This window comes from Desulfobotulus sapovorans DSM 2055 (assembly GCF_059569355.1).
Map to the genome: position 1 here is coordinate 1 of NZ_JCANVJ010000011.1, position 25,666 is coordinate 25,666.

Annotated in this window: 20 protein-coding genes and 1 pseudogene; 5 read left to right on the forward strand and 16 right to left on the reverse strand. The window is 55.4% G+C overall.

All coding sequences use genetic code 11. The features are described from left to right. Positions 1–222, reverse strand: a 222-nt coding sequence (locus BR04_RS09355) for a hypothetical protein (protein WP_496355737.1), incomplete at its 3' end; no start/stop codon positions are given. A gap of 106 nt (positions 223–328) precedes the next feature. Between BR04_RS09355 and BR04_RS09360 the strand changes: the two are divergent. Then, positions 329–415, forward strand: a pseudogene (locus BR04_RS09360) (DUF2726 domain-containing protein); the annotation flags it as partial. 32 nt (positions 416–447) lie between these two features. Here BR04_RS09360 and BR04_RS09365 read toward each other — a convergent pair. The 3 genes from BR04_RS09365 to BR04_RS09375 form a co-directional block, all read right to left on the reverse strand. Beyond that, positions 448–630, reverse strand: coding sequence for a hypothetical protein (locus tag BR04_RS09365; protein ID WP_496355738.1), 183 nt, complete (start codon positions 628–630; stop codon positions 448–450). A gap of 282 nt (positions 631–912) precedes the next feature. Then, positions 913–4,917, reverse strand: a complete 4,005-nt coding sequence (locus BR04_RS09370; protein ID WP_496355739.1) for a PAS domain S-box protein — start codon at positions 4,915–4,917, stop codon at positions 913–915. Between the two features lie 52 nt (positions 4,918–4,969). Continuing rightward, positions 4,970–5,992 (reverse strand): 3-oxoacyl-ACP synthase III family protein, encoded by a 1,023-nt coding sequence (locus BR04_RS09375; protein WP_496355740.1) that lies wholly within the window; start codon positions 5,990–5,992, stop codon positions 4,970–4,972. A gap of 383 nt (positions 5,993–6,375) precedes the next feature. Between BR04_RS09375 and BR04_RS09380 the strand changes: the two genes are divergently transcribed. Then, positions 6,376–7,257 carry a transposase gene (locus BR04_RS09380; RefSeq protein WP_496355741.1) on the forward strand — a complete coding sequence of 294 codons (882 nt, stop codon included), beginning with the start codon at positions 6,376–6,378 and terminating at the stop codon, positions 7,255–7,257. Here BR04_RS09380 and BR04_RS09385 read toward each other — a convergent pair. From BR04_RS09385 to BR04_RS09395, 3 genes are all read right to left on the reverse strand, one after another. Beyond that, complete coding sequence (locus BR04_RS09385; protein WP_496355742.1) at positions 7,239–8,102, reverse strand: SDR family oxidoreductase; 864 nt, start codon at positions 8,100–8,102, stop codon at positions 7,239–7,241. The genes BR04_RS09380 and BR04_RS09385 overlap by 19 nt on opposite strands. Before the next feature lie 99 nt (positions 8,103–8,201). Next, entirely contained in the window at positions 8,202–9,200 is a 999-nt protein-coding gene (locus tag BR04_RS09390) for a TAXI family TRAP transporter solute-binding subunit (RefSeq protein WP_496355743.1), read from the reverse strand. Positions 9,201–9,215: 15 nt separating this feature from the next. After that, positions 9,216–10,103, reverse strand: coding sequence for a hypothetical protein (locus tag BR04_RS09395; RefSeq protein WP_496355744.1), 888 nt, complete (start codon positions 10,101–10,103; stop codon positions 9,216–9,218). A gap of 545 nt (positions 10,104–10,648) precedes the next feature. Between BR04_RS09395 and BR04_RS09400 the strand changes: the two genes are divergently transcribed. Then, positions 10,649–11,998 carry an acetyl-CoA hydrolase/transferase family protein gene (locus BR04_RS09400; RefSeq protein WP_496355745.1) on the forward strand — a complete coding sequence of 450 codons (1,350 nt, stop codon included), beginning with the start codon at positions 10,649–10,651 and terminating at the stop codon, positions 11,996–11,998. Positions 11,999–12,210: 212 nt separating this feature from the next. Here BR04_RS09400 and BR04_RS09405 read toward each other — a convergent pair whose 3' ends face one another. The 4 genes from BR04_RS09405 to BR04_RS09420 all read right to left on the reverse strand — a co-directional run bounded on the left by BR04_RS09405 (position 12,211) and on the right by BR04_RS09420 (position 19,164). Further along, the gene (locus BR04_RS09405; protein ID WP_496355746.1) at positions 12,211–13,266 is read right to left on the reverse strand and encodes a radical SAM protein; all 1,056 of its coding nucleotides are present in this window, start codon (positions 13,264–13,266) and stop codon (positions 12,211–12,213) included. A 179-nt stretch (positions 13,267–13,445) separates the two neighbouring features. Continuing rightward, on the reverse strand, positions 13,446–15,671 hold the full coding sequence (locus BR04_RS09410; RefSeq protein WP_496355747.1) for an NADP-dependent isocitrate dehydrogenase: 2,226 nt from the start codon (positions 15,669–15,671) through the stop codon (positions 13,446–13,448). 95 nt (positions 15,672–15,766) lie between these two features. Beyond that, the gene (locus BR04_RS09415) at positions 15,767–16,714 is read right to left on the reverse strand and encodes a glycyl-radical enzyme activating protein (protein ID WP_496355748.1); all 948 of its coding nucleotides are present in this window, start codon (positions 16,712–16,714) and stop codon (positions 15,767–15,769) included. Next, the gene (locus BR04_RS09420; RefSeq protein WP_496355749.1) at positions 16,711–19,164 is read right to left on the reverse strand and encodes a pyruvate formate lyase family protein; all 2,454 of its coding nucleotides are present in this window, start codon (positions 19,162–19,164) and stop codon (positions 16,711–16,713) included. The genes BR04_RS09415 and BR04_RS09420 overlap by 4 nt, the downstream gene beginning before the upstream one ends. A 164-nt stretch (positions 19,165–19,328) precedes the next feature. Here BR04_RS09420 and BR04_RS09425 point away from each other — a divergent pair, with 164 nt between their 5' ends. Continuing rightward, complete coding sequence (locus BR04_RS09425; protein WP_496355750.1) at positions 19,329–20,174, forward strand: FadR/GntR family transcriptional regulator; 846 nt, start codon at positions 19,329–19,331, stop codon at positions 20,172–20,174. Here the strand turns inward: BR04_RS09425 and BR04_RS09430 are convergent. The 5 genes from BR04_RS09430 to BR04_RS09450 all read right to left on the reverse strand — a co-directional run bounded on the left by BR04_RS09430 (position 20,156) and on the right by BR04_RS09450 (position 24,448). After that, positions 20,156–20,368 (reverse strand): hypothetical protein, encoded by a 213-nt coding sequence (locus BR04_RS09430; protein WP_496355751.1) that lies wholly within the window; start codon positions 20,366–20,368, stop codon positions 20,156–20,158. The two genes, BR04_RS09425 and BR04_RS09430, sit on opposite strands and share 19 nt — an antisense overlap. Before the next feature lie 193 nt (positions 20,369–20,561). Further along, complete coding sequence (locus BR04_RS09435) at positions 20,562–21,359, reverse strand: ABC transporter ATP-binding protein (RefSeq protein ID WP_496355752.1); 798 nt, start codon at positions 21,357–21,359, stop codon at positions 20,562–20,564. Further along, positions 21,356–22,246 carry an ABC transporter permease gene (locus tag BR04_RS09440; protein WP_496355753.1) on the reverse strand — a complete coding sequence of 297 codons (891 nt, stop codon included), beginning with the start codon at positions 22,244–22,246 and terminating at the stop codon, positions 21,356–21,358. Before BR04_RS09440 ends, BR04_RS09435 begins: the two co-directional genes overlap by 4 nt. A gap of 3 nt (positions 22,247–22,249) precedes the next feature. Further along, positions 22,250–23,239 (reverse strand): ABC transporter substrate-binding protein, encoded by a 990-nt coding sequence (locus BR04_RS09445; protein WP_496355754.1) that lies wholly within the window; start codon positions 23,237–23,239, stop codon positions 22,250–22,252. Positions 23,240–23,263: 24 nt separating this feature from the next. After that, complete coding sequence (locus tag BR04_RS09450) at positions 23,264–24,448, reverse strand: C45 family autoproteolytic acyltransferase/hydrolase (RefSeq protein ID WP_496355755.1); 1,185 nt, start codon at positions 24,446–24,448, stop codon at positions 23,264–23,266. 127 nt (positions 24,449–24,575) lie between these two features. Between BR04_RS09450 and BR04_RS09455 the strand changes: the two genes are divergently transcribed. Then, positions 24,576–25,666, forward strand: a 1,091-nt coding sequence (locus BR04_RS09455) for a MerR family transcriptional regulator (protein WP_496355756.1), incomplete at its 3' end; no start/stop codon positions are given.

Here is a 25,666-nt window from a genome sequence, read left to right on the forward strand (position 1 = left end):
CGATTTGGATGGGGTCTGTCCCGGTTTTCCGGATTGATTTCCTTCGAGGATCGACGGACGGAGCTTCGGCCTCGGGGGCTGCCCCTTCAGTCGGGCAATTTCATCTTTGAGCCGGGAGATTTCTTCCTGCTGATTGCGAATGATCTCGATCAAAAGCATGATCGTGGGGTTTTCGAGATCAGAGGCCGATAGTGATTTGATTATGGCGTCGTGTGTTAACATGCTTCTTGCTTTATCAGATCAGGCTGAGAATGTTTAGCTTCTTTTACCAATGCCCGGACTTTTGGAGTAGTTACAAGAAAACCTCAAAATCAGCTGCGCCATCGAACTGAATGATGCCTCTCACCAACAAACCCAAAGAAAAACCAGAGACAACTTTGTTGAAGAGGCATGTCAGGCAGCGGGCTTACCGCTTATACAATTCAAAGTAAAATCAAGCTATACAGTTCAGGATATCAGAACTGCCATCAATGCAGTTCTCAATCCCAAAAACACTGCCGCAACCCAAACTCCGATACCAAACAAACCGGTAGCCGTCAGTCCCTCTCTGACAGCCATAAAAAAACCACTGCAACCATCAAAACGAGACCCTTCCAGGGTCTCGACATCAATACCAGATACGGCAGACAAGGCATCCCCTGTTACCACAGACCAGACATACCCGGCATGTCCAAAATGCGGTGGAGAAACTATTCTTCGGACAGTAAAATCCGGGCCTCATGCTGGCAAAAAATTATGGGGCTGTAAAAACTACCCTGCATGCAGAGGCTATGTCCCACAAAGTCCATAGCATACACTTTGAACCATGCACTGAATGCTGCATTTCCCGCGATCCTGGAACCCGTACACCACGACGTCAGGTGCGTGGGTTCCAGGCGTTCTGGTGGTGCAGTCTGTGGAATTATGTCTTACTTACTGCTGACCGGTTGGAGTCTGATTCCGATCCAGCACCTCCCGCACCTTGGCCGCCAGATCCTTCAGGGAGAACGGTTTCTGAATGAAGTGAACGCCTTCGTCCAGAATACCGTGGTGGGTGATCACACTGGATGTGTAACCGGACATAAACAGGCACTTCATGCCGGGACATACGGAGAGCAGGTGCTCTGCCAGATCCCGGCCGTTCATCTCGGGCATGATAACGTCGGTCATGAGCAAGTGGATGGTGCCGGGGTGCCCCTTGGCCAGGCGGATGGCCTCGCCCGGGGTACTGGCTCCAATCACGGCATATCCCATTCTCCCCAGTATCATGCTTGTCATTTTCAGAATCGCCGCCTCATCTTCCACCAGCAGGACCGTTTCATGGCCACGCCCGGTCAGCAGATCGGGACGCTTCTCCTTCGGCCGATCTGCCCTGGCTTCGTGACACGGAAGGTAGATCTTGAAAGTCGTTCCCTGCCCCGGCTCGCTGTACACGTTGATAAACCCCTTGTTCTGCTTGACCACACCATACACCGTGGCCAGCCCCAGGCCGGTGCCCTTGCCCATCTCTTTGGTGGTGAAGAAGGGCTCGAACAGATGATCGATGGTTTTGGCATCCATGCCGCAGCCGTTGTCGCTCACAGCCAGCATCACGAAATCCCCCGGTACAAAACCGGCATGGTCGGCGCAGTAGGCCTCATCAAAGGAGACATTGTCCGTCTCGATGGTGATCTTGCCCGTGCCGGAAATGGCGTCCCGCGCGTTGACACAGAGGTTCGCCAGTATCTGATCCATCTGCGAGGGATCCATGAAAACAGATCCGGGCCTGCTCCCCGGCCGCCAGGCCAGATCCATGTCCTCACCAATGAGGCGCCGGAGCATCTTGAGCATGTCCTCCACGGTTCCGTTGAGGTCGAGTACCTTCGGAGCCACGGTCTGCTTGCGGGCGAAGGCCAGAAGTTGCCGCGTCAGGTCGGCGGAACGGTTCGCGGCCTTACGGATTTCCTCCAGACTGGCATGCAGGGCTTCGGTCGGTTTGAGCTGCTCCTCGGCCATCTCCACATAGCCCAAAATAACTCCGAGCATATTATTGAAATCGTGGGCCACGCCTCCGGCAAGCTGACCAACGGCCTCCATCTTTTGGGATTGGAGCAGTTGTTCCTCATATGTTTTTTTATCCGTGATATCATCCAGTAAAACAATAAAAGCCCGCCTGTTATCAAGGAGCATTTCCGCCACACTGACCTCCAGCCAGACCTTTTGTTCTTTCTTTTTCCGTATGACGGTGAGTTTGATTTCGGTGTCATCTGGCCGGCCACACGTTTCAGGCGTTGGATTTTCAATTCCTGTGCGAACAGGGCGAAGCGGACAGGCGTGCTCATGGCCGCATCCGGTTTCGAAACTGTGTGTGCACTGCAAGGCATTGCACGGCCGGTGATGAAGCACCCCGGCTTCATCTCCTCCACACAAATCAATGGCGGCTTTGTTCGCACGCAGAATCCGGTTGGAATCATCAAGAATCAGAACAGCAATGGGACTGGACTCAAAAATGACTTCAAAATTATTCCTTTCAATCTGGAGATTTTTCTCCATCAGCTTGCGTTCAGTGATATCAATGGCAGATACGGCAAGATATTCCGCACTCCCTTTTTTATCTCTCAGAACGATACCACTCATAAGCATTGGGAATTCTCTTCCCTCACGACTGATATGCCAAATCTCCATAGGCTCGAAATATCCGTCTTCGAGCATTTGGGCAACCGTTTCCTGAACAGTGTGCCGTTGCTCTTCACTGTGGAATACAGAAAGATGCAGGCCAATCAGTTCCTCTGGCTGATATCCGTGAATCTGTGCAAAGCGCTTATTCACATAAACCAGTTTTCCATCAGGCTTTGCTATCGCCTTGCCATACACAGCTGCATCGGCAATGGTTTTAAATCTTCGAATTTCTTCTTCTGCAATTTTTTTGGCAACGATATCCCAGGTGAATTCTGCAAAGTGGGCGACAAATTCCACATCCTTTTGGGAATACTCCGTGGGCTTATTTCCCACACCCAAAAGGGCGACCACCCTGCTGGCTCTTATGACGGGGACGACCAGTTCCCTCAATATTTCAGCATGTCCTTCCGGAAGACCCCTGCGATTTTCCAGAGATTTGTAATCATTATGGATGATCGGACGCTTTTCCCTGAGACTGTCCGCCCAGACGCCTGCCATTTTTACGGGATAATGATGACCTTCAAGCCCCTTAATTTTACAGAATTCTTTGCCCGTACGGGTTGACCATACTTTAAGCTCAATGCTGTTTTCGTCCTCACTTACAAAATGATAGAAACCAATGGAACTTTGCGTCAGGCTCTCCAGTTCATCGAGCTGTTTTTGGAGTAATTCTTCAACGGAATGATTTTGGGCATATTGTATGAGCAAAAGACTTACCCTGGTGATTTCTTCCGCCTGTCTGCGCCCGGTAATGTCCCGCCAGGTTGTATAAAGAAATGTTTCCCCCTGGATTTCAATCGGCATCAATGCGACGTCAAGAATGAATTCATTCCCTTCCGAATTGATACAGGTCCAGTCGAACCGGTGCAGCCCTTTGGCATAGGCCTGATCCATCATATCCTGGGCCGCCGTATCGGATCTTTTGCCATCTGGTTGAAATTCCGGCGAGATCATGACAGGAGGTCGATGAAGAAACTCCTCCCGAGTCATCCTGAGCAGATCAAGGGCGGCCTGATTGCATTCCACAAAGACTCGATTTTTATCGATTAAGAGAATGGCATCGGCGGACTGATCAAAGAGCTTCTGGAAAGTTGTCAGACTCTCCTGCAATGCTGTTTTCGTCTTTCGGAGATTGCGACGACTTCTTGCCACAATCATCAGTAAGAGGCTCTGCAAGGCTATGACAAGAGCTGCAATCATAACGTACAGGCCATAGAGTTCCCAGAACGTGTAGCTTCTCTGTACCACTTCTGCACCGGCAGGAAGGCGTTTTTCATCGATCCCGAATCGCTTGAGTTCCCGCCAATCAAAGGCATACCGGTTTTGAACGACCTCGAGCGGAATGGAGTGTGGCGCCGCTCCCCTCAGAATCTTCAGACCCTTTTCCGCAAGATCCTGGGCGAGGTCGTTATAATTTACCAAAGCGCCCCCGATGATACCATGATACAGATACAGATAGGGGCTCATGGCACCGTACAGGGGAACTGCGGTAACCTTGTGCAGATATGCCAATGCTGCACCGGGCACATAGCTCTTCTTTTTGGAATCAACAAATATGGAAATGTAGAATACCGCCGCCGTCGGCGGAAGCTGTGAGAGCCTGTTGCCATAGTCTTCAAGGGAAAGCCCTTTCAGGAATTGTACCGCTACCTTTTCAGGAAAAGAGGAGCGTTTGAGAGCAATACGAAAATCCCGTTCCCAAGCACGATCCCCTGCCCCCTCTCCGACAAGCACATAAATCTCTGTTACATCGGGCTGAAGCTGCGGTATCAGTTCCAGAGTCTGCTGACAGGCCCCTTCCACATCTCGAAGAACACCGCTTACATGGGCGGGTAAGGATTCCGATTGAAGTCGCTCTGGAGAAAGCCACCCAACGAGAAGTGGTGTATCACCGAAAATATCGGCAAGGTACTCTTTGTAATAGTCCAATGACAAGGCTTCATGGGTAATAATGAGATCGAACTGAATCGCCCTATACCGCTCCTGAAGAAACTGGCGCAGCAGCACTTTATCTTCCGGTGTTGTAAAGCGGGAAAGTTCCAGAGATTCGCTAAGTATATTGATGTTCATATCTTCAGCACCCTGAAAGACTCGTGTATAGACCTGACTGACTTGCAGATAAACCGGCCTGAGTGAATTCGTGGGAAAAAGAATCAGGACGTTTTTGGTCGGCTTGGCCTCGGCGCCATGGACGACAGGAATCACAAGTCCCATGAGTATCAGCATGAAGACACATCGAAAAGCCTCTGTGAGAACTGCATATCTTCCATGGTGTTTCATGGCTTCCTCCCTGAATCACAATCCATGCCCCCTTTCTCCACGGGGGAACCGTTCACGTTTCGTCTGAACCAAAACGGTACACAAGACCCGCCCAGGTAAGGCCTGCGCCCAGGGCCGCAAGCAGGAGGGTATCCTTTTGGGTATCAAGCCTTCCCAGCTCTATGGCTTCATCCATGGCAATGGGAATACTGCCCGCCGTTGTATTGCCGTAGCGCATGATATTATGAAACATTTTTTCATCGGGAACCCCCAGCGTTTTCTGATAAAACTGGTTGATGCGAAGATTGGCCTGATGGGGAATGATCAGATCAATGTCATCGAGACCCAGTCCGGCCTTTTTCAATACTTCCCGGGTCACTTCCGGCAGGCGGCGTACGGCATGTTTGAAAACGGACTTTCCTTCCATGGTGGGGTAATGACGGCCCTGCGCCATCATTTCTGCATTAATGCGTTCCGTGTATCTGGATGTGGGGGCTTCCAGCATCAGGCTTGAGGCATGACGGCCCTGGGCATGCAGGGCTGTGGCAAGAATACCGATATCCTGATCCGTCTCCACCCCTTCCACACAGGCAACACCTGCACCATCCCCGAAAAGAATTGCCATATCTCTGCCCCGGGTGCTGATGTCAAGACCGGAGCTCTGCACTTCGGCCCCCACCACCAGAACACGGTTGGCAACACCGGTTTTGATGAAGGAATCGGCGGTAACAAGGCCGTAAATAAACCCCGTACACTGCTGGCGGATATCCAGTGCCGGGGTTGTATCCAGTCCCAGCTTGGCCTGAAGCAGGCACCCGGATCCCGGTACAAAAATATCCGGACTCAAGGTTGCAAAAATAATCATGTCAAGATCTTCGGCTTTCCATCCTGCACGATCAAGGGCAATGCGCGAGGCCTCAAGGGCCAGATCCGAAGCCCCCATCCCCCCTTCTTCCGGAATCCAGTAACGCTGCTGAATTCCCGTTCGCTGCTGAATCCATTCATCCGTTGTATCCATGAAGCGGCTGAGATAGTCATTGGTGATGAGACGGGGTGGCAGATAGCGGCCGGTGCTGCGTATAAGGCTGCGCTTCATGGATATCTCCTTGGGATTCCTGGAAATGATTCAGTTGATGGGAGGCTCGGATTGCGCAGCAGCTGGAAGCAGGCACCGCAAGCAGGTAAAAAGGAAGGAGGACGCCTTTTCTTTTTTATGAAGGAAAGGTAACAGGAGGACAAAGGAAAAAAAAGAGGAAAGAACATCCCCGCAGAATTTGTCCGTATGCAATATGGATGAGATCAGAAAACCACATCCGGTTGAGGACTGTTTTGAAAAAATGGATCCGACCCCTTTTCCTGTTGACAAAACACCTTTTGCAGCCCTACATGTAAGGGCATGAAAAAAATGATCTGGAAATCTGCCCTCTCTTCATTGTGAAGAGAACCCAAATGGGTCTGACCCCTTTAAAAGGAGATAAAATGCCAAGACGCCCCAGAATTTACATTCCGGGTATCCCTCTGCACCTGATCCAGCGTGGTCTTTCCCGCAATCCTGTCTTTTTTTCCGATGAGGATCGCATCTATTACCGGGAACGGCTGGGATTCTGTGCGGCAAAAAGAGGGGTGGATATCCATGCCTACTGCCTGATGACCAACCATATCCATCTGCTGGTTTCCGCACCTTCGGCACCCGCCCTGAGCCGCATGATGCAGGATATTGGCCGTAGCTATGTTCCCTATATCAACCGGGTTTACGGTCGCAGCGGTGGCCTGTGGGAGGGCCGTTTCAAATCCTGCCTTGTGCAGACGGAAGAGTATTTTCTCACCTGCATGCGGTATATTGAAATGAATCCCGTGCGTATCGGCATGGTCGCCTCTCCGGAAGCATACAGATGGAGCAGTTACGGAGGCAATGCCCTCGGTCTGCCGGATCCTGTCCTGTCCTTCCATGAAGAATATCTCCTGCTCGGCAAGACGCCTCAAAATCGGCAGCGGGCGTACAGAAGGCTTTTTAAAACCGAAGAAGACCCTGAGAATCTTGATCTGATACGGATGGCAACCCAGCAGGGTGCTGTTGCGGGAGAGGGGGCTTTCGTGGAATTTCTTCAGGAACAGTCGGAAAATGACCTGAGCATCAGGAAGAGGGGAAGACCTCAGAGTGAAAAGAAAAAGGAACATCCTGAAAACGAAAAGAAAAGCGTAAGACCTCAAACCGAAAAGAAAAAGGAACATCCTGAAAACGAGAAGAAAAGCGTAAGGCCTCAAACCGAAAAGAAAAAGGAACATCCTGAAAACGAAAAGGAAAGAGTAAAACCTCAAAATCGAAAAAAAAGAAGGACGCCTCAAGAAAAAGGAAGCTGATCCTGTAGCCTGGAAAAGTATTCCTTCAGCCTGTGATGTCCACAGGGGGGCGCCTGCATGTCCATTGTCAGGATAGTGAGAAAAAATTCGAGCGGCCCGTACCAGCGGCTTCGGTCAAAAAGCCCTGCCACTTTCAAAGTTCCGGCCCTCAGCCATTCCGGGATGTAGCAAATCCGGGGTTCCTGCCCCAGCGTTTCAAAGGCGATCCGCGCAATGGCGTTGTGGGAGAGCACTTCCGGCCCCCCCACCGCCATTTCCTTTTCCCTTCCGTGCAGGCAGTCCACACACAGCCGCGCCAGATCCTCTCCGTGAATGGGATTGATTTTCTGCTCTCCGTCCCCAAAAAGATAAACCCTGCCCCTTACCGCCATGGTAAAAAAATCCCTCATGTCCGAAAAAAAACCATTGGGACGGAGAACGCAGTAGTCCAGACCCGATGCTTTGAGCTGATCCACAAACCGCTCCTTGGCCTGACAGATCTTCAGGTGGCGCAGTCTTTCCCCATGCAGCACGGAGACATAGATAAATTTTCTGACCCCGCTTTCCATGGCCTCTTCCAGGAGGTTCAGGTTGGCCCGGTAGTCCACATCCATATAGCGAAGGCCGTCCTTCTGCCGCGTAATGCCAACGGTTGAAATAACGGCATCCATTCCCTCGCAGCATTGACGGATGGCCTCCCGATCCGTCAGTGCCGCCTCAAACACCTCATCCGGTTCAAGATGCTTTTTTCTGAGCCTGTCCGGATTCCGGACAAGGGTACGGCAAAAATATCCCTGCTTCCGGAGTTCCTCCGCAATGTAGCCTCCCAGATACCCCGTTGCTCCGGCCAGAAGTATTTTTTCCATAACAGCCCCTTCCTTCCTGCGGCGGACAGGTCAGGCATCCGCCGCGTGGTATCGTGATGGTGTGCTTCATGCGCGCAAAAACCGGGAAACAGCCCGTCCTCAATCCCTGAAAAGATGCTGAAGGGCATCGTAAAGTTCCCCGGATTCCGCCCCCGTACTCCGGGGATGGGCACAGACATCCCGCTGCCACTGACCGACGGAGGCGTTAAGGTCAACGCTGCGCCATTTTTCGTGGCCATTCTGCCGAAGATCGGGGAGATTTTCACGGATTGCCTGGGCCATGGTTTTCAGGCTTTTGCACCGGTTCTGGTAATAGGGTGTGTTCTGGCGGGAAAAATCAAAGCTGACCAGAAGAGCCTTGACGGCAATGGTGGGGACGGTGGCGGAAAGCCACGGGTAATCGGAAGGGCCGATCTCGGAAGGCACATAATAGCTCTTAAGCATTTCCGGCTCTCTGAGGGGCACAAAATGCACCTCCTGAATCAGACGACTGAAGCGTGGATTTTCCCGCAGCTGCTGCAATTTTTCAAACAGGCTGACCGGTTTGCCTGAGACATAGATCATGGCGTCAATTTTTCCTTCCAGAACCGCGATCAATGCATCGAGGGGTTTTAAATCCGTGACTCTTTCGGAAGGTTTTACGCCCATGGTGTGCAGCAGATTGGCAAGTGTCAGCCAGTTGCCGCTTCCTTTGGTTCCCGTAGCCACCCGTTTTCCCTGAAGATCGGCAAAACTCCGAATCTGCTTCCGGGCCAGAATATGCACTTCCTCGTTGTAAAGCGGATACACCATCCGGAGATGTCTTGCCACCTCAGGCTGATTGGTCTTGAGAATGCCAAGAACATCGGACTGCACAATACCGAAGGCGGCGTTTTCCTTGCTGTTCATACGCTCAATATTGTTCAGGGAGCCTTCGGATTCCTTGACCTGAATGGCCAGTCCGTATCGGGCCGTGACCCTGGCAATATCCCTTCCGAACTGAATATAGGTTCCGGCCTTTGAGCCGGTCACCATTCCCACGGGTTCTGACGCCTGAAGCGTTGCAAGGGGCAGAGAGAACAGGGCAGCAGCCACATACAGAAACCGTCGTATTTTCATATACCTTCCTCCTTTTCAGTTCAGATCTCGAGACAGAATTTCGTAAAGTTCCTCATGCAGGCGGTCATCAATGTAAAAAACCCCGTTCTTCTGGGATGTATTGCCGGTGCTGTCCGTTGCCGTAAGGGTATACACCTTTTTTCCTGCTCCCAGCTCTGCTGCGGGCAGGGAAAACTGGCTGTCCATCCGCTGCGCATCCGGAAACCAGGATTTCCGGAATCCGGAATTCCCGATGGTAAAATGAACACTCTGAAGCCGGGTATCATCACTGGCTTCCAGGGTGAAGACGATTCCCTCATCCAGAGCGTAGCGGTCTTTCTGGTGATGAATCCGGGCTGAAGGGAAGGTTCTGTCCGCAGGGGCGGATTTTTCAGGTGGTGCGGAAACGTCTTCTCCCTGAAGCAGGGTACGCCTCAGGGCATCCGCAAGGTCTTCCCTGTCCTCTTTTTCCAGTTTCTGAATCTCATGAACCGTATTCCGGGTGGAAGGCGTGTTCCGGATCAAAAGCTCCCGGGCTTTGGCAACCATGGCAAAGGGAATCTTGACCAGCCTCCATACGGAATAGCTGCCATCCGGATTCTGCTCCTCATAGGTCATCTGGGTTTCAACCAGAAAAAGGCTGGTATCCCGGATCTGGGCGTAGTTGGAGAGTTCCCACAGGGCTGCCTGAAAGGATTCCTTACGGGCCTGCTCCAGGGTCTGTCTGCCCATGGAAAGCCCGACGGCAAACACCAGATCACCTTCCCTGTAACAGCTCTTCTGCGTCCAGAAGGGCCTTTCTTCGGAACCCGGAAGTTCGGCGGACGTAAACCCCGGATGCAGCAGCAGAAGGAAGGGAAAGATCCATGCCAGTACGGTGAAAAAAAAACGCCTGTATATGGCCAAGGGTGGGGTGAGAGGCATTCCCTGCTCCAGGATCGGGTTTGTTACAGGCCCCATGGGCTGAAAAATGCATCAAGCCTATAGGGATTCTCCCCGTTTGACAAGTCTCGGGAAAAACCTGACCGAAAGCGGATCACAAGGATACCTCTGCCATCTTTCCCATGCCTCAGCCTGTAAGGCGGCATCAGAGCCACAATCCGCCTGAAGAGCCGGTGTTCTCTTCTGAAAACAGGTGAAAACCTTCACAAAAAACCGGCCCTCCTCTCTTCAGAAACCGTATTTTTTTCTTCTCCCCTTTGTCCCCATCCCCAGGAACCACGCCCTTTTCACTACAAAAGCCCCCTTACAGCCCGAAACGGAAAAAAGCCCGGCCCTTGAACTATCTCCCCCAAAACCGCTAGTGACTTTCCAACGGGTAGAAAAGCGGAACCGAGATTCCTGCATACCAGAAACAACGACGCAGACCTGTTCCGGACCGGGTTGCCCCAATGGGAGCAGCCCTGCCATTCCACCTTCCATATCCGGACAGGCAGCCCCCTTAGAACCTTCAAAAAAAGGAAGACAGCATGGCCCTCAATTTCATTCAGGAATACAGATCCAAACTGAGCACAGCGGAAAACGCCGTCAAGGTGGTGCAGTCCGGGGATCAGGTTTTCTACGGAGAATTTGTCCTGTTCCCCCGAAGCCTGGACGCGGCCCTGGCCAACCGGATTGAAGAGCTGAAAAATGTCGAGATCCGGGGGCTCTGCTTCACCCAGCTTCCCAAAGTGATCGAAAAAGATCCCCTGAGACAGCACGCCCTTGTTTCGGATTATCATTTCAGTGGCATCTCCAGAAAGCTCCACGACAAAAACCTCTGCAACTATATCCCCATCACCTACCATCAGGCACCGAGATTCATCCGCAAATATATTGAGCCGGACGTGGCCTTCATCACCACAGCGCCCATGGACAGAAACGGCTATCTCAACTACGGACTTGCCAACTCCATCACAGGGGCCAACCTGAGCAAGGCCAAAAAAATCATCGTTGAAATCAACGAAAACGTGCCCTACTGCCTGGGCGGCAACTTTGAATCCATCCATGTCTCCAATGTGGATATCATTGTGGAGGGAAGCAATTTCCCCCTCACTGAGGTTCCCCCCGTCCCGCCCAAAGACGTGGATCGCCAGATTGCAGGCCATATCCTGAAGGAAATCGAGGACGGCGCCACCCTTCAGCTCGGCATCGGCGGCCTGCCCAATCTCATCGGCCAGCTCATCGCCGAAAGCGACCTGAAGGACATCGGCATCCATACGGAAATGCTGGTGGATGCCTGTGTGGATCTCTATGAGTCCGGCCGGGTAACGGGAAGAAACAAAAGCATCGATCATTTCAAAATGGCCTACACCTTTGCCATGGGCACCCAAAAACTCTACGATTTCCTGCACATGAATCCGGGATGCGCCTCCTGTCCGGTGAACTACATCAATGATCCGAGGATTGTGGCTCTGAACCCCAAAGTGACGGCCATCAACAACGCCGTGGAAGTGGATCTCTTTTCCCAGGTCTGCTCCGAATCTTCGGGCTACAGGCAGATTTCCGGCACAGGAGGCCAGTTCGACTTCATCTTCGGGGCCTTCAACTCCAAAGGAGGCAAGGGGATCATCGCCCTCACCTCCACCTACACGGACAAGGACGGCACCCTCAAGTCGCGGATTGTTCCCACCCTGCAACCCGGCGCCATTGTCACCGTCCCGAGATCCATCACCCACTATGTGGCCACGGAATACGGCATTGTCATGCTCAAGGGAAAATCCACCTGGCAGCGGGCCGAAGCCCTCATCGGTATCGCCCACCCTGATTTCAGGGAAGAACTCATCCGGGAAGCCGACAAAATGAAGATCTGGGTGAAAAGCAACAGGTACGACGCTTAAACAAGCTTCCGCCGCAAAAAGAGACGTTGCAGGAGGGGATTTTTTAAGATCGGGCGGGGTGGCTTTCACAACCCTCCCGCCCGATCAGCAGAATTGTCTGGCAGATTCTGAATGAAGAAACAGCCATGCAGGCCATTCGTGTGTGGACGCACTACGGATAAAACAAAAAGAGAAAGACAGGGCCTTCCCCTTTCCCTGCCTTTCGCTCTCAATCACAGACCATAAAGTTTGGCACAATCCCGGCATACGGGCGGTGCAGGGTTTTTTTCAAAAAAACGGCAAAGAATTCCCGGTGCCTCCATCAGCCTGCGACGCCCCTCGCTGCAGGTGGCCATATCGGCATAAAGGACTTCCTGGAAAGCCTTTCGTCTTTCAAAGGTTTCGCGGAAATCCCGCCATGGATGCTTTTGCCAGACAGTATCGAAATCCTCTTCAAAGAGTGAGCCTGTAATGAGGGTAGGCGGGTGGGGAAGGTCTGTCCTTTTCAAGGGAAGCTGGAGAAAGATACAGGGACTGAAACTGCCGTCAGAACCAATGGTGAAACAGTGAATGGGATCGTTGTCGCAGACGGCCCTTTCTTCACGGTGTACCCCTGCAGGAATATAGGCAAGACCTGTCCGGATGGACGTCCAGAGTGCGCGGATGGAAGCCCATCCATGGCGGATTCCGGGCTGTACCTGCTGGTCTGCATGCTGCGGAGTGGGCAGATAGCTGGCGTTGATGGCGAGACAATGTCCAAGCCCATAACGACGGGCGAGGGCCAGAACACCGGGCAGCTCGTGGATATTGGCAGCCTGCTGGAGAAAGCTCAGAGTGATGTGCAGGGGCTTATGCATTTCTTCCGCCAGCCTCCGGAAACGAACGATCCTTTCCATGAGGGCGTAAAGGTCTGAGGGCGGCCGAAGGGCACCATGGCTTTTCTGGCTTGATCCGCTGATGGAGACGGTCATGTGGGTGAGGCCAGCCTGAAGCAGGGCCTCCCCCCTTTCTTCATCCAGGAGGCAGCCGTTGGTCGTCAGGGTACAGCGGACACCAAGTTCTGTGATGGCCTGTACCATGTGGTGAATTTCCGGGTGACAGAGGGGCTCGCCCCAGCCCTGGAGCAAAACGAGTGAGGCCCGCTGGGCCAGAGGAAGGATGCGGTGAAACGCCTCCATGGGAAAGTGCCGGTTCATCCACTGATCCCGGAAAGCCGTCCTGGGACAGGTAGGACAACGCAGGGTGCAGAAAGTGCTGGGTTCAATCTGAAGGGCAAGAAAGTCTGCCATGGCCTGTCCTCCGGCTGACTGCCTTGAAAGAAAAAAGGGGGGTGTAACTGCCATGTTCTTGAGACAGACCGCTACAGGCCGACCCAAAAGGCCCAACACCTCCCCTTATCTGCGATGCAACCTGACGCTGCGGACGGGTCACCCCGTCCGCAGGAAAGCACGTTTACATCACGAAAGCATCAGATGGCGTCGATAATGGCATTCAGGGTAGCGCTGGGCCGCATGGCTGCTGCGGTTTTTACCCTATCCGGATGGAAATAGCCGCCGATGTCCACAGGCCTGCCCTGGGCCGCCTTCAGCTCAGCCACAATCTTTTCCTCGTTCTCCAGAAGATCTCTGGCAACACCCGCAAAACGTCCTGCCAGCGCCGCATCTTCTTTCTGAGCCGCAAGGCTTTCGGCCCAGTAGAGGGCCAGATAAAAATGGCTTCCCCGTGTGTCCAGCTCGCCCACCTTGCGGGAGGGGGACTTCCCCTTTTCAAGGAATTTTCCAATGGCCTGATCCAGGGTTTCGGCGATGAGGCGGGCCTTTTCGCTGCCGGAAGTTCGGGCAATATGCTCAAAGGAGGGTACCAGGGCGCAGAATTCGCCTAAAGAATCCCAGCGCAGATGCCCTTCCCGAAGAAACTGCTCCACATGCTTGGGCGCAGATCCGCCAGCACCGGTTTCAAAAAGCCCGCCACCCTGCATCAGCGGTACGATGGAAAGCATTTTCGCACTGGTGCCGATTTCAAGGATGGGGAAAAGATCGGTGAGATAATCCCTGAGCACATTGCCGGTAACGGAAATGGTGTCCTCACCCTTGCGGATACGCTCCAGACTGAAGCCCATGGCCGCCACAGGACTCAGGATGCGGATATCCAGCCCCGTGGTATCGTGATCTGAAAGGTATTTTTTCACTTTGGCCATCAGTTCCCGGTCATGGGCGCGATTTTCATCCAGCCAGAAAACCGCCGGGGTTCCGGCTGCGCGGGCGCGGGTCACGGCCAGTTTCACCCAGTCCTGGATCGGCGCGTCCTTGGTCTGGCAGCTGCGGAAAATATCGCCCGTTTCCACCGTCTGCTCCAGCAGGATCGCCCCGTCTTCGGCCACAAGACGGATACTGCCCGGCCCCGGCGCGATAAAGGTCTTGTCGTGGGAGCCGTATTCCTCGGCCTTCTGGGCCATCAGCCCCACGTTGGCCACTGTCCCCATGGTGGCCGGATCAAAGGCCCCGTTCTTCTGGCAGTCTTCCACCACCTTCTGGTAGATGGTGGCGTAGCAGCGGTCCGGAATGGCGGCAATGGTGTCATGGAGTTCATCATCCGCCCCCCACATGCGGCCGCCGTCCCGGATAACCACCGGCATGGAGGCGTCCACAATGATGTTGTTGGGAACGTGAAGATTGGTAATCCCATGGCGGGAATCCACCATGGCAAGCCCGCAGCTCTTGCGGTAGCAGGCCGCGATATCGGCCTTGATGGCTTCCCTTTCCGCCTCGGGCAGTTTTTCCAGACGGGCTTCGATATCGGCAAAGCCGTTGTTGACATTCGCCCCAAGGGATTGGAGGATTTCAGCGTGGCGGGTCAGGACATCCTCATAATAAACCGCGACGCAGTGGCCGAACATGACAGGATCCGAGATTTTCATCATGGTGGCCTTGAGGTGCAGGGAAAACAGCAGCCCCTCTTCGCGGGCCGCAGCAATCTGGGCGGCAAAAAAGGCTCTCAGTCTCGCGACGTTCATCACAGCCGTATCCACCACCTCACCCGCCAGAAGGGAAAGCTCCTTCTTCAGCACCTGGGCCTGACCGTCCGCGCCCACAAATTCAATCCGCACCCGGCTGTCTTTGGCAAAGGTCATGGATTTTTCGCTGCCGTAGAAATCACCCCCATCCATATGGGCCACCCGGGATCTGGACTCTGAGGGCCAGGGCTTCATCAGGCGGTGGGGGTTTTTCTGTCCGAAACGTTTCACCGCCGCCGGAGCCCTGCGGTCGGAGTTGCCCTCGCGGAGCACCGGATTCACGGCACTGCCCAGAACTCTGGCGTACCGGGCCTGAATGTCTTTTTCCGCCTCGGTGACGGGCTGATCCGGGTAATCGGGAAGGGCGTAGCCCTGACCCTGCAACTCTGCGATGGCGTCTTTGAGCTGGGGAATGGAGGCGCTGATGTTGGGAAGCTTGATGATGTTGGCGTGGGGCTGCTGGCAGAGCTGGCCCAGCTCGGCCAGATCATCGGACTGGCGCTGTTCAGGGGTCAGGCTTTCCGGAAAAGCGGCGATGATGCGGCCCGCAAGGGAAATATCCCTCTTTTCCATCACCATCCCGGACCAGGCGGTATAAGCCTGAAGGATGGGAAGCAGGGAGTAGGTGGCCAGAGCCGGAGCTTCATCGACTTCCGTATAGATTATGGTATGGGTGCTCATCTTCCGCCTCGAATGATTTCAGGGTTATAGGAAGGCTTTTCGCCGTCATTGGTGCGAAAAATGCATTACCATACCCCGCCCCGGATTGCAATTTCTTAGCCCGAAAGCGCCATCCCCTGAAAATCCTCCTCTCCCGGCCCGTACACCCGGATTCCACGGGCTTCAAACAGGGATGCGGCCCGCCTGAGATCTGCGGCATCCGGCGTCCGGAAGGTCTGGGGCGGCTGGGACATACTCTCAAACCAGCTTCGCTTGCTGACACCATGATCGTGGTAGGGCAGAAGGGTGAGCCAGCGGATGCCCAGACCTTCAAGAAAAAGCGCCCAGGCCTTGAGATTCTCCGCGTCATCGGTGGCCCCCGGAACCAGGGGAAGCCGTGGCCAGACCCAGGGCCCCTTTCCTGAAGCCATGGCCCCGGCCGCTTCTTTCAGGCTGGCCCTGACCGGCTCACTGGCCGTACCGCACCAGTGTTTATGCAAAGCACTGTCGTGGACTTTCACGTCAAAGAGCAGAAGATCCAGATGCCCCATCAGATCCTGCATGGCAGGATGCCTGCTGTCGTACATGCCGCAGCTTTCCATGGCCAGATGAACGCCTTCTTCCCTGAGACGTCCCGCAAGGCCCGCAAGAAAGCCGGGAAAAAGCCCGGCCTCCCCTCCGGAAAAGGTCACCCCGCCGCCCGTTGCCTCAAAATTGGGATATTCAGGACGCAGACAGGCGAGAAGCTCCGCTTCCGAACGGGCTTCACCCACAAGGATGAGGGCCTCTGACGGACAAACCCGCACACAGGCCATGCAGGAGGTGCAGGCTGCCGTACCCCGCCTTTCCGGAAGGAGAAGGCCTTCGGGGCAGACCGCCCTGCACTGTCCGCAGCCAATACAGCGGTGGGGCCGGAAGGCGATTTCCGCCTCAGGCTTCCAGGATTCGGGGTTCTGGCACCAGACACAGCGCAGGGGGCAGCCCTTGAAAAAAAGGGTGGTGCGGATGCCGGGGCCGTCGTGGATGCAGCCATGCTGCACCGAAAACACTAAGGGCGTCTTCATGCGGCCCCCTTTCCGTGGAGGGTTCGTTCAATGACCTCATCCTGCACTTCCGGAGCCAGATCCTGAAAATAGGCGCAGTACCCCGCAATACGCACCAGAAGGCCGGGGTAACGCTCCGGATGACGCCTGGCCTCCAGCAGGGTTTCGGCATCCAGCACATTAAGCTGCACCTGCATTCCGCCCTGGGTGACAAGATAGGAGCGCAGCAGACCCGCCAGCAGTTTTTCCCCGGCAGCGCCCTTCACAAAGGAGGTTCCCAGCCGGAGATTGAGGGCCCCGCCGTTGGCCCAGGCCGAGGTATCCAGCGAGGCGGCAGAGCGCAGAAGGGCCGTGGGGCCCATACGGTCGGCCCCTGTGGCGGGGGAAAATCCGTTGGCCAGGGGCTGGCCCGCCCTGCGGCCCGAAGCCGAGGCGCCTGTCCATCGGCCAAAGGCCGTATGGCAGGTCATGGAATACATGCCCGCAAGGAAGGTTCCGCCCCGGCTGTTTCGGTGGCGTGTCACCGCAGTGCTGAAAATATCCGCCACACGCTGAAACATGGCATCGGCTTCGGGATCCCCATTGCCGTATTTCAGGCAGCGGGTGGCAAGGCGCAGGCGCAGGGCCTCTTCTCCCCTGAAATCCCGCTTCAGAATGTCCACAAGCCCGGCAAGGCCAAGGCTTTTTTCCGTGAACACCACCTGGCGGATGGCGCTGAGGGCATCCGCCACATCCGCAAGGCCCACGGCCTGATAGGACGTAAAATCATAAAACGCCCCGCCCCAGGTCACATCCCGTCCCTTTTCCATGCATCCTGAGGTGAGCAGGGAATTGAGGGGAGCGGAACGATGCATCCGGTTCGCCCTTTCCAGAAGGGCCGTCTGCCGCACCGCATCCGCCACCATGGCCTCCACCTGACGGGTGAAGGCGCAGAGCAGATCCTCAAGGCTTTCCAGGGTCTCGGGCAGCGGGGTCTTCACGGCCCAGGAGGCAAACAGAGACCGGCCAAAGGGCCTGCCAGCGTTGAGGGCCAGCTCCAGACAGGCGGGCAGACTGAACAGCCCTGCATCCGAAGAATGGTAGGTCCTGCCGGGGCTTCCCAGCTCCACGCAGCCGATCACCCCGTAGTCCCGCGCATGGGCGAGAGACATGCCCGCCCCCGTGAGGGCCTTCACCACAGCGGCATCCCCGAAAAAGGCGGGATTACCGCAGCCAGCGCCAATGAGGGCGGTGCATTTTTCAAGAAACCATGCCGGTGTGCTCCCGTGGATCCGCACATGGAGGTTCGGTTCCCTCGTGCGGATCTTAAAAAAAGCATCCAGAAACAGACCGGAAAGAAGCCGGGTCGCATCCCTGCCCTCGCTGTCCGTACCGCCCAGGGTAATCCCCTGCCCCACGGTGTTGCCGCTGAAGTAGGCATCCATCCTCCGGGAAAAAAGGGGAATGGTCTCGCAGGCCTTGAGCTGAAAAGAGGCGATGAGCCGGACGGCGTTTTCCCTGTCCAGACGGCCTTCGGCCATGTCCTTTTCAAAAAGGGGAAAAAGAATCTGATCCAGCCTGCCAAAGGAAAGCCCCTGCTCGTAGTCCTCCAGATTGAGGGCCACATGGACGAGCCAGCAGGCCTGAAGCCCCTCCTGAAGGGTTCGGGCCGGATGCCAGGGCACCTGGGCAAGGCTTGTGGCCAGCCCTGAAAGCCGCGCCTTTTCCGGGCCTTCCGCACTTTCCGCAAGACGGAGGGCTTCCCGCTCCAGATTGGCCGCCATCTTCCGGATGCCTCCCAGAAGAATGCGCACGGACTGGTAAAAGGCCCGCTGATCCGCATCCAGCACCAGCCCCTCCGGCGTTCGGCCTTCCTCCAGAATTTTCCGGGCCCGTGCATCCACGGTGTGAAGGCCCTTTGTCACCACAAGGCCATAGTCCGGAATCTGGTGGGAAACCCCTGCAATTTCCGTGAGAATCGTACTGCGTGCGCCCAGAACCCGCGTCCAGAGGGTGGAGATGCGGGAAAGACGTCCAAAGGCCTTCCATCCCGTGCTCCAGGTGAAGGTGATGCCTGCCATCCCCAGCAGAAAGGCCTTTTCGGAAAAGGACAGCTTCAGGGGCACGGGCCGTTTTTCAAGGCGGAAAAGATCTTCCAGAATGTGGGAGGAACCGCCCTCCGGATAGTAATTGGCTGCGATCCTTTTGGAGCTCATGTTCCCGGCAATGGCTTCTTCCGGATAGATCCGGGCCTTTCTTTCCCCCAGAATAAAGGCCAGCGTCTCCGCACGCCGCACCAGGGGATGGGGTTTTCTGGAAAAAAGCCCGGAAAACCTTGCCCGCAGCATGAGCTTTGGCCTTTCAAGGCAGATACTGCACGGGCTTTCCATGAGGGTTCTGCGGATCGCCGCAAGGGCGGTCTCCTCCATGGTAAAGGGCTGGGGACAGTCTGAGGCTGGAGAAAGAGGAATTCTGGATGGGTTTTCTGTCATGGGGCCTCCCAGGAAAAAGGTTTTTGGTAATACCAATTATGCTTTTAAAAAGCTAAAATCAAGTTGTTTTTGATTTTTGGTATTTCCAAAATAAGGAAAGCCGCTGAAACGCCGATGCAAAAACCAAAAATTCTGCTACAAGGCTTTCCAGAGGGAGGCTTCACATGACAGACAGACGCGCGGACATTGTTTTCAAGGCCCTGCAAAGGGACATTCTTTCAGGGATTTATCCGGAAAAGACCCGTCTTCCATCGGAAAGGGTGCTGGGGGAGATGCATGGGGTCAGCCGCGTCACCATCCGGGATGCCATTTCCCGGCTGGTGCAGCTCGGCCTTGTGGAAAAACAGCCCCAGAGCGGCATCTATGTGCGGCCCTTCAAAAGCGAGGCCTCCCTGGATCTGCTCATCCACCTCATGCAGACCGAAGGGGGGCTGGATACGGACACCCTCCTGTCCCTGCTGGAATTCCGGCGTCTGGCTGCGATTTTCATTGTCCGCAAGGCGGCAAGGAATCCGGATCGTACCGGGCTTCTGCACTTACAAACCCTGCTGAAGGAAACAGAGGCCTCCCTTGCGCAAGGGAAGGAAACGGAAAAAAAAGGGGCCGCGGAAGCAATGCCCCGTCAGCCCCTTTCCCTTTTTGATAGTAAAACGCCTCCGGCCTGGGTACAGACCCTGGCGGAGGCGGATTTTTCCTTTCATGCGGGCATTGTCGCCATGACGGACAACATGGTGGCCCAGCTTCTCTTCAATTCCTTCAAACCGGCGTACCGGCATTACAGCCTTTTTTTCTACGGACTTCCCGGAGCCGCGGAAACGGCCCTGCAAAACCACAGGGAACTTCTCGCCGCCCTGTCCGCAGGGGACGAAGACTATGCGGCCTGGAAAATGGAGCAGACCCTCAGCTATGCGGAAAACCGGGTCAAGGATGCCCTGAGGGAACAGACTTCCTCAGGAAAAGCGCCGGCTGCAAAAAAAGCCTTACATCCGCTTCAGGGCCTTACATCCTGAGCGGCCGGGGGGTCTGCCTCCCCTTCTGTCCGGGGCGCATCTTCGCCCACGAAAACCGGCCTGCCATTTTCCCAGAAAACCGCATACTGGCCCAGCCGCCGCTTTTTCTCCAGCGCCTTTTCCACAGCCGTACGGAGCGCTTCCAGCTGCTGCTGTCCTTCGGGAGAAGGGATACTTTTTTTCCTGATATTCATTGCGCGGCCTCCCGAATCAAAAGCTCATAGTACTCTTCATGCACAACATCGCGGTCTTTTCCATACTGTTCAAAAACAAGAATCGGACTCTTGCTGTCATTCATAAAACAGATGCACTTATCAACCCGATGGCTGAAATCGCTCAGTAAATGACGCAGGCTCCGGGGGAAACGCCGCTCAATGCAGGCAAAGTCTAGGCCCCTCCCCGCGTCAGGAGCAGGGCATCGGAAGCCGTGGCCCCAAGCTCGCTGAAGCGCTTCACCAGCCCCTCCACCGTAAGCCCCGCCTTTTCCTCTCCTCCCACATCCAGCACGATGCGGCCCCTGTCCATCATGAGAAGCCTGCTCCCGTAACGGATGGCATGGGCCATATTGTGGGTCACCATGAGGGTGGTAAAGCCATAATCTTCCACAAAAATCCGGGTGAGATCCATCACCCTCCCGGCGTTTCTGGGGTCGAGGGCTGCGGTGTGCTCATCCAGAAGGATAAGGGGCGGCCTTGACAGCACCATCATCAGCAGGGTGAGGGCCTGACGCTGGCCTCCGGAAAGAAGCCCCACATTGTCCTTCATCCTGTCTTCAAGGCCCATGTCCAGATGGGCAAGATGGTTCCGGAAAGTTTCCCGCTGTTTTTTATTCAGGCTGATGCGAAGCCCCCGGAATCCCTTTTTGGCAGCAATCATAAGATTGTCCTCCACCGTCATGGTGGCCGCCGTGCCTGCGAGGGGATCCTGGAAAATCCTGCCTACATACTGGGCGCGCCGGTATTCGGGAAGCTTTGTCATGTCTCTCCCGTTGATGAAAACCCGGCCCGCGTCCGCAAAGATCTTTCCGGAAATGAGATTGAGAAGGGTGGATTTTCCAGCTCCGTTGGAGCCGATCACCGTGACAAACTCCCCTTCCCCCACCTCCAGATTCAGGCCCTGAAACACCGTATGGGCATCCGGGGTTCCCGGATGAAAGGTTTTGTCGATACCTTCAAGACGTATCATGAAAAAAGCCCTCCCCTGCCCTTTTTCCCCCTTCGGGTCAGCACAAGGGCAAAAATGATGAGAAGGCCGGAAATGAGCTTGAGGTCACTGGGGGTCATGTGGATGGCATAGCCGTAATACCGGCCAAAATACAGAATGGCCTTGTAGAGAATGGCCCCCAGCACCACCCTCAGGGTAAGCACCCAGATGCGGTTGGAGGGAATGAGAAACTCGCCGATCATCACCGCCGCCAGACCAAACACCACCATGCCAAGGCCCAGGTTCACGTCGGAAAAACCCTGATACTGGGCGGCCAGCGCCCCGGAAAAGGCCACAAGGGCGTTGGAAATGCCCACGCCGATCACCTTGTAGGTGGCGGGGTTCACCCCTGCGGCCAGCACCATCTGCTCGTTGTTGCCCAGCGCCCCGAACACAAGCCCCATGTCCGTGAGAAAAAAAAGATCCAGAAGCACCTTGATGCCCAGCACCAGCACAATGAAAAAGCCCAGCAGCACCCAGGCCGGGTCGAGACCGGGAAAGGCCTGGGTAACCAGGGTCATCAGGGTTTCGCTGCGCACCAGAGGCAGGTTCGCCCGGTTGCCCATGATGCGGATATTGATGGAATACAGCATGGTCATGGTGAGAATACCCGCCAGCAGATGGGGCACCCGCAGACGATTGTGAATCTCCGCCGTAACCGCACCTGCCAGCCAACCGGAAACAAGGGCCAGGGTCAGACCCCAGAAAATCCCGGCTCCGCTGGTAATACAGGCCGCCATGACCGCAGCGCCCAGGGGAAAGGAGCCGTCCACCGTCAGATCCGGAAAATTCAGGATCCTGAAGGTGAAAAACACGCCCAGAGCCATGATGCCGTAAATCAGCCCCTCCACAAAAATACCTTCAACCATGGCCTAGCGAACCTCTGTAAGTGTGCCGTTTTCAATGCGGGCATTGGCCTTTTCCAGAAGATCCGCAGGAATCGTGAGGCCAAGCTGCCCTGCCACATCCAGATTCACCAGAAGATCCATGTCCGCAGCTTCTGTCATGTAGCGCGTGGGAATCTCCGCCGTGGGTTTTCCGGAAAGCACTTCCGCCGCCAGACGGCCCGTGGCCACTCCCATGCGGTAATAATCAAAGCCCCAGGCCGCCAGAACCGGGATGTCCCGCGCGGAACTGGGATCTGCCGTCACCAGGGGGATTTTATGGCGCATGCACACCTCGGACACCGCAGGCAGGGCCGCGAACACCGTGTTGTCATTGCTGAGATACACCCCGTCCACCCGGCGGATGATGGTCTGGATGGCCTGCTTCACCTCAGCACTGCTCGCCACCGTGCTTTCCACAAACTCAATGCCCCTTTCCTCACAGACCTTACGGGCGATCTGGGCAAGGCGCACGGCATTGGATTCTCCGCTGGCATAGATGTGGCCCAGCCTTTTGACAGGCTTGATGCGCAGAAGAAAATCAATCTGCTCCGCCACGGGGGTCATGTCCGAATATCCCGTCACATTGGCTCCGCCCTTGTCGTAGGAATCCACAAGCCCGGCATCCACAGGATCCGTGACGGCACAATAGATCACCGGCTGATCCTTCAGAAGATTCACCAGGGCCTGGGCCGTTGGGGTGGCAATGCCTACGGCAAGATCCACCTGCTGGGCCTTGAACTTCTGGGCAATGGAAGCGGCGGTGGAGAGATCGCCGTTGGCATTCTGCAAATCAAAAACAGCCTCCGGCCAACTTTCCCGCACCCCGTCCTGCACCCCCTTTTCCAGGGCATCCAGGGCCGGATGGGCCACAATCTTGGAAATGCCGATCCTCACCTTTTTCGTATCCGCAAGGCCTGCCCCAGCCATCATGACCAAAGAAGCCGCCAGCATCAGCGCCACACCCCATTTTTTCATTGCCCTCTTTTCCTTTCCTTATGTTCAAAAAAGATCCTTAAGATCCACATCCGTCCAGTCCTGATATCCCGGCACCTTCACCCAGAGCAGGCGTTCTCCCGGTACGGCCACCACCTGATACACGGTACGGATACTGCCCTCCTGGGGCCAGGTGGCTCCGCCCTTATCCATGGGGATGTCCAGAAGCGCCTTCATGCTTTCCGCGTTAAGCCCGCCCTTCATCTTCTCCCCCAGACCCAGAAGATTTTCCCGCCTGAGGGGTGATTCAAAGCCCGTGTTCGCCTGAAGCATCAGTCCCCAGGAAGGATCGGCAAAATGGTTGGTGGCCACCAGCAGCCCTTCCCGGTCCGCAGCCCTGCGCCGGAGATCAAAGGGTGCCCACTCGTAGGCAAAGGCCTCGCGGCTGTCCGCCACGTTGATAATAAAGGCGAACTCCGGCCGGGTACTCTGAAAGGCCGCGTCCAGCTCCCCCAGGGTGGCGTAATCCATAAGAAAAGCCATCAGATTGACGATGGCGGGAATGCGGTTGGTAAAGGTCAGGCCACCGCCCGAGGGCAGGCCGTTGTTCAGCTCCAGAAAAAGACCGTCCGCATTCATGCCTGTGGTCATGTACATCACCCCCGCAAAGGTGACCATGGCCGCAGGAATGCCGGAGTCCGGATGCCAGACGCTCACGGCCAGCTTTTGGGCAAAACCCGTGTAGGAATCAAACCAGTCGTAGTTCCGGCCCGCCACCAGAGGCCCGCCCGCTGTGTGCGCTCCCCAGACGAAAATCCCGGAACAGCCCGTTATCACGCCAAAATATTCCATGGCGTTGAGCCGCAGATGTTGCTTCAAAGAAAGCCCCGATGTTTCGGCCATGCCTTCCAGAATGTCTTTGAAACGGCGGGGATAGAACCGGAAAAGGGCTTCTGCCATCTCATCCATGACGGCTTCGGAAAGGCCCTTTTCCTTCATGAAATAGGTTTCAACAGCCTCCTGGTACAAAGCCTTCAGTTCTTTTGAAAGAAGCGCTCCGTACTGCCGCCCCATCTGCCGGAAGGAGCCGTGCAGATCCACAACCGGCACCTTCCCGGACTGGTACAGGACGCCTCCCTCAAAACGCGCAAGGGGGCCGGTTCTACCGGCCTTTTCCGAAGCCCCTGCCCCCCCGGCCATACCCGTCAGAACCATGATGCCTCCCAACAAGCCCAAAAAGAATATTCGCACGCTGCCTCCCTTCCCATACCGGAGAATCCGCCTGAAAAAAACCTTTCCACCTTAGCTTTTTTTCCTTGACCTGTCTAAAGGTTCATGGGCTAGCCTTGCCTCCAGACCGTATAAGGAGAAGCCTTTCATGTATCATGTATCGGACATCACCCGCCGTCTGGGCATTGCCCGCTCCACCCTGCTCTATTACCAGAGAATCGGTCTGGTTTCACCGGCACGGGACGAAAAAAACGGCTACCGCCTCTATTCGGAAAGCGATCTGGAACGCCTTGTCACCCTCCGCTGCCTCCAGAGGGCGGGCTTTTCCCTGGCCCAGTGCCAGCGCTGCCTCGAAGGAAAAATGGACGCCGCCATGCTCCGGGAGCAGCTCCTTGTCATTGAAAGGGAAATTCTCCACCTGGAGACGGCGGGAAGTGTGCTGCGCGCCCTCTGCCACAGGGCGGAAGGAAAGGCTCCGCCCGAGAGACCGGGAAATAATCCTCTGAAACTCTGGCACGCGACCTTTGAAAAACAGTCTCCCCAGGCCCACCTGAAATGGCTTCAGGCCCTGGGCTTTTCCGAAACAACCGCAACGCATATCCGTTGTATTTCACGAAACATCGAAAACCATGAGGTGTATATGGAAGATTTTTTCAGGGTGTTTGAAACCATGAAACGTCAGGGCCCCGGCAGTACGCAGAGCACCCTCGGCGCTTTCCGGAAAATCAAAAACCCGTCTGCCATCCGCCGTATCCTTGAAATCGGCTGCGGCAAAGGCGATACCGCCCTCACCCTTGCCGGGGCAAGTGAGGCCCGGATTACAGCGGTGGACAACCATCAGCCCTTTCTCGATGCCCTCAAGACAAAGTGTGCGGAAAAAAATTTAGCCCACCGCATCCAGCCCCTTGTGGCCTCCATGCTGAGTCTGCCCTTTGAAGACCAAAGCTTTGATCTCATCTGGTGCGAGGGAGCCGCCTACATCATGGGGGTTGAAAAGGCACTTGCAGCATGGAAGAAATTTCTTATTCCGGAAGGCCATCTCTTTATCAGTGATGCGGTCTGGCTCACGGACACCCCTTCTGACCGATGCAGGGAACTCTGGGATGTGGAGTATCCCGACATGTGCCGCCTTGAAGACCGGTGCTCTCAGGCAGAAAAGGCCGGATACCTTGTTGTGGACGCTTCCCTCCTGCCCCGGCAGGACTGGCAGGATTTCTACGATGACATGGAAAAAGTCCT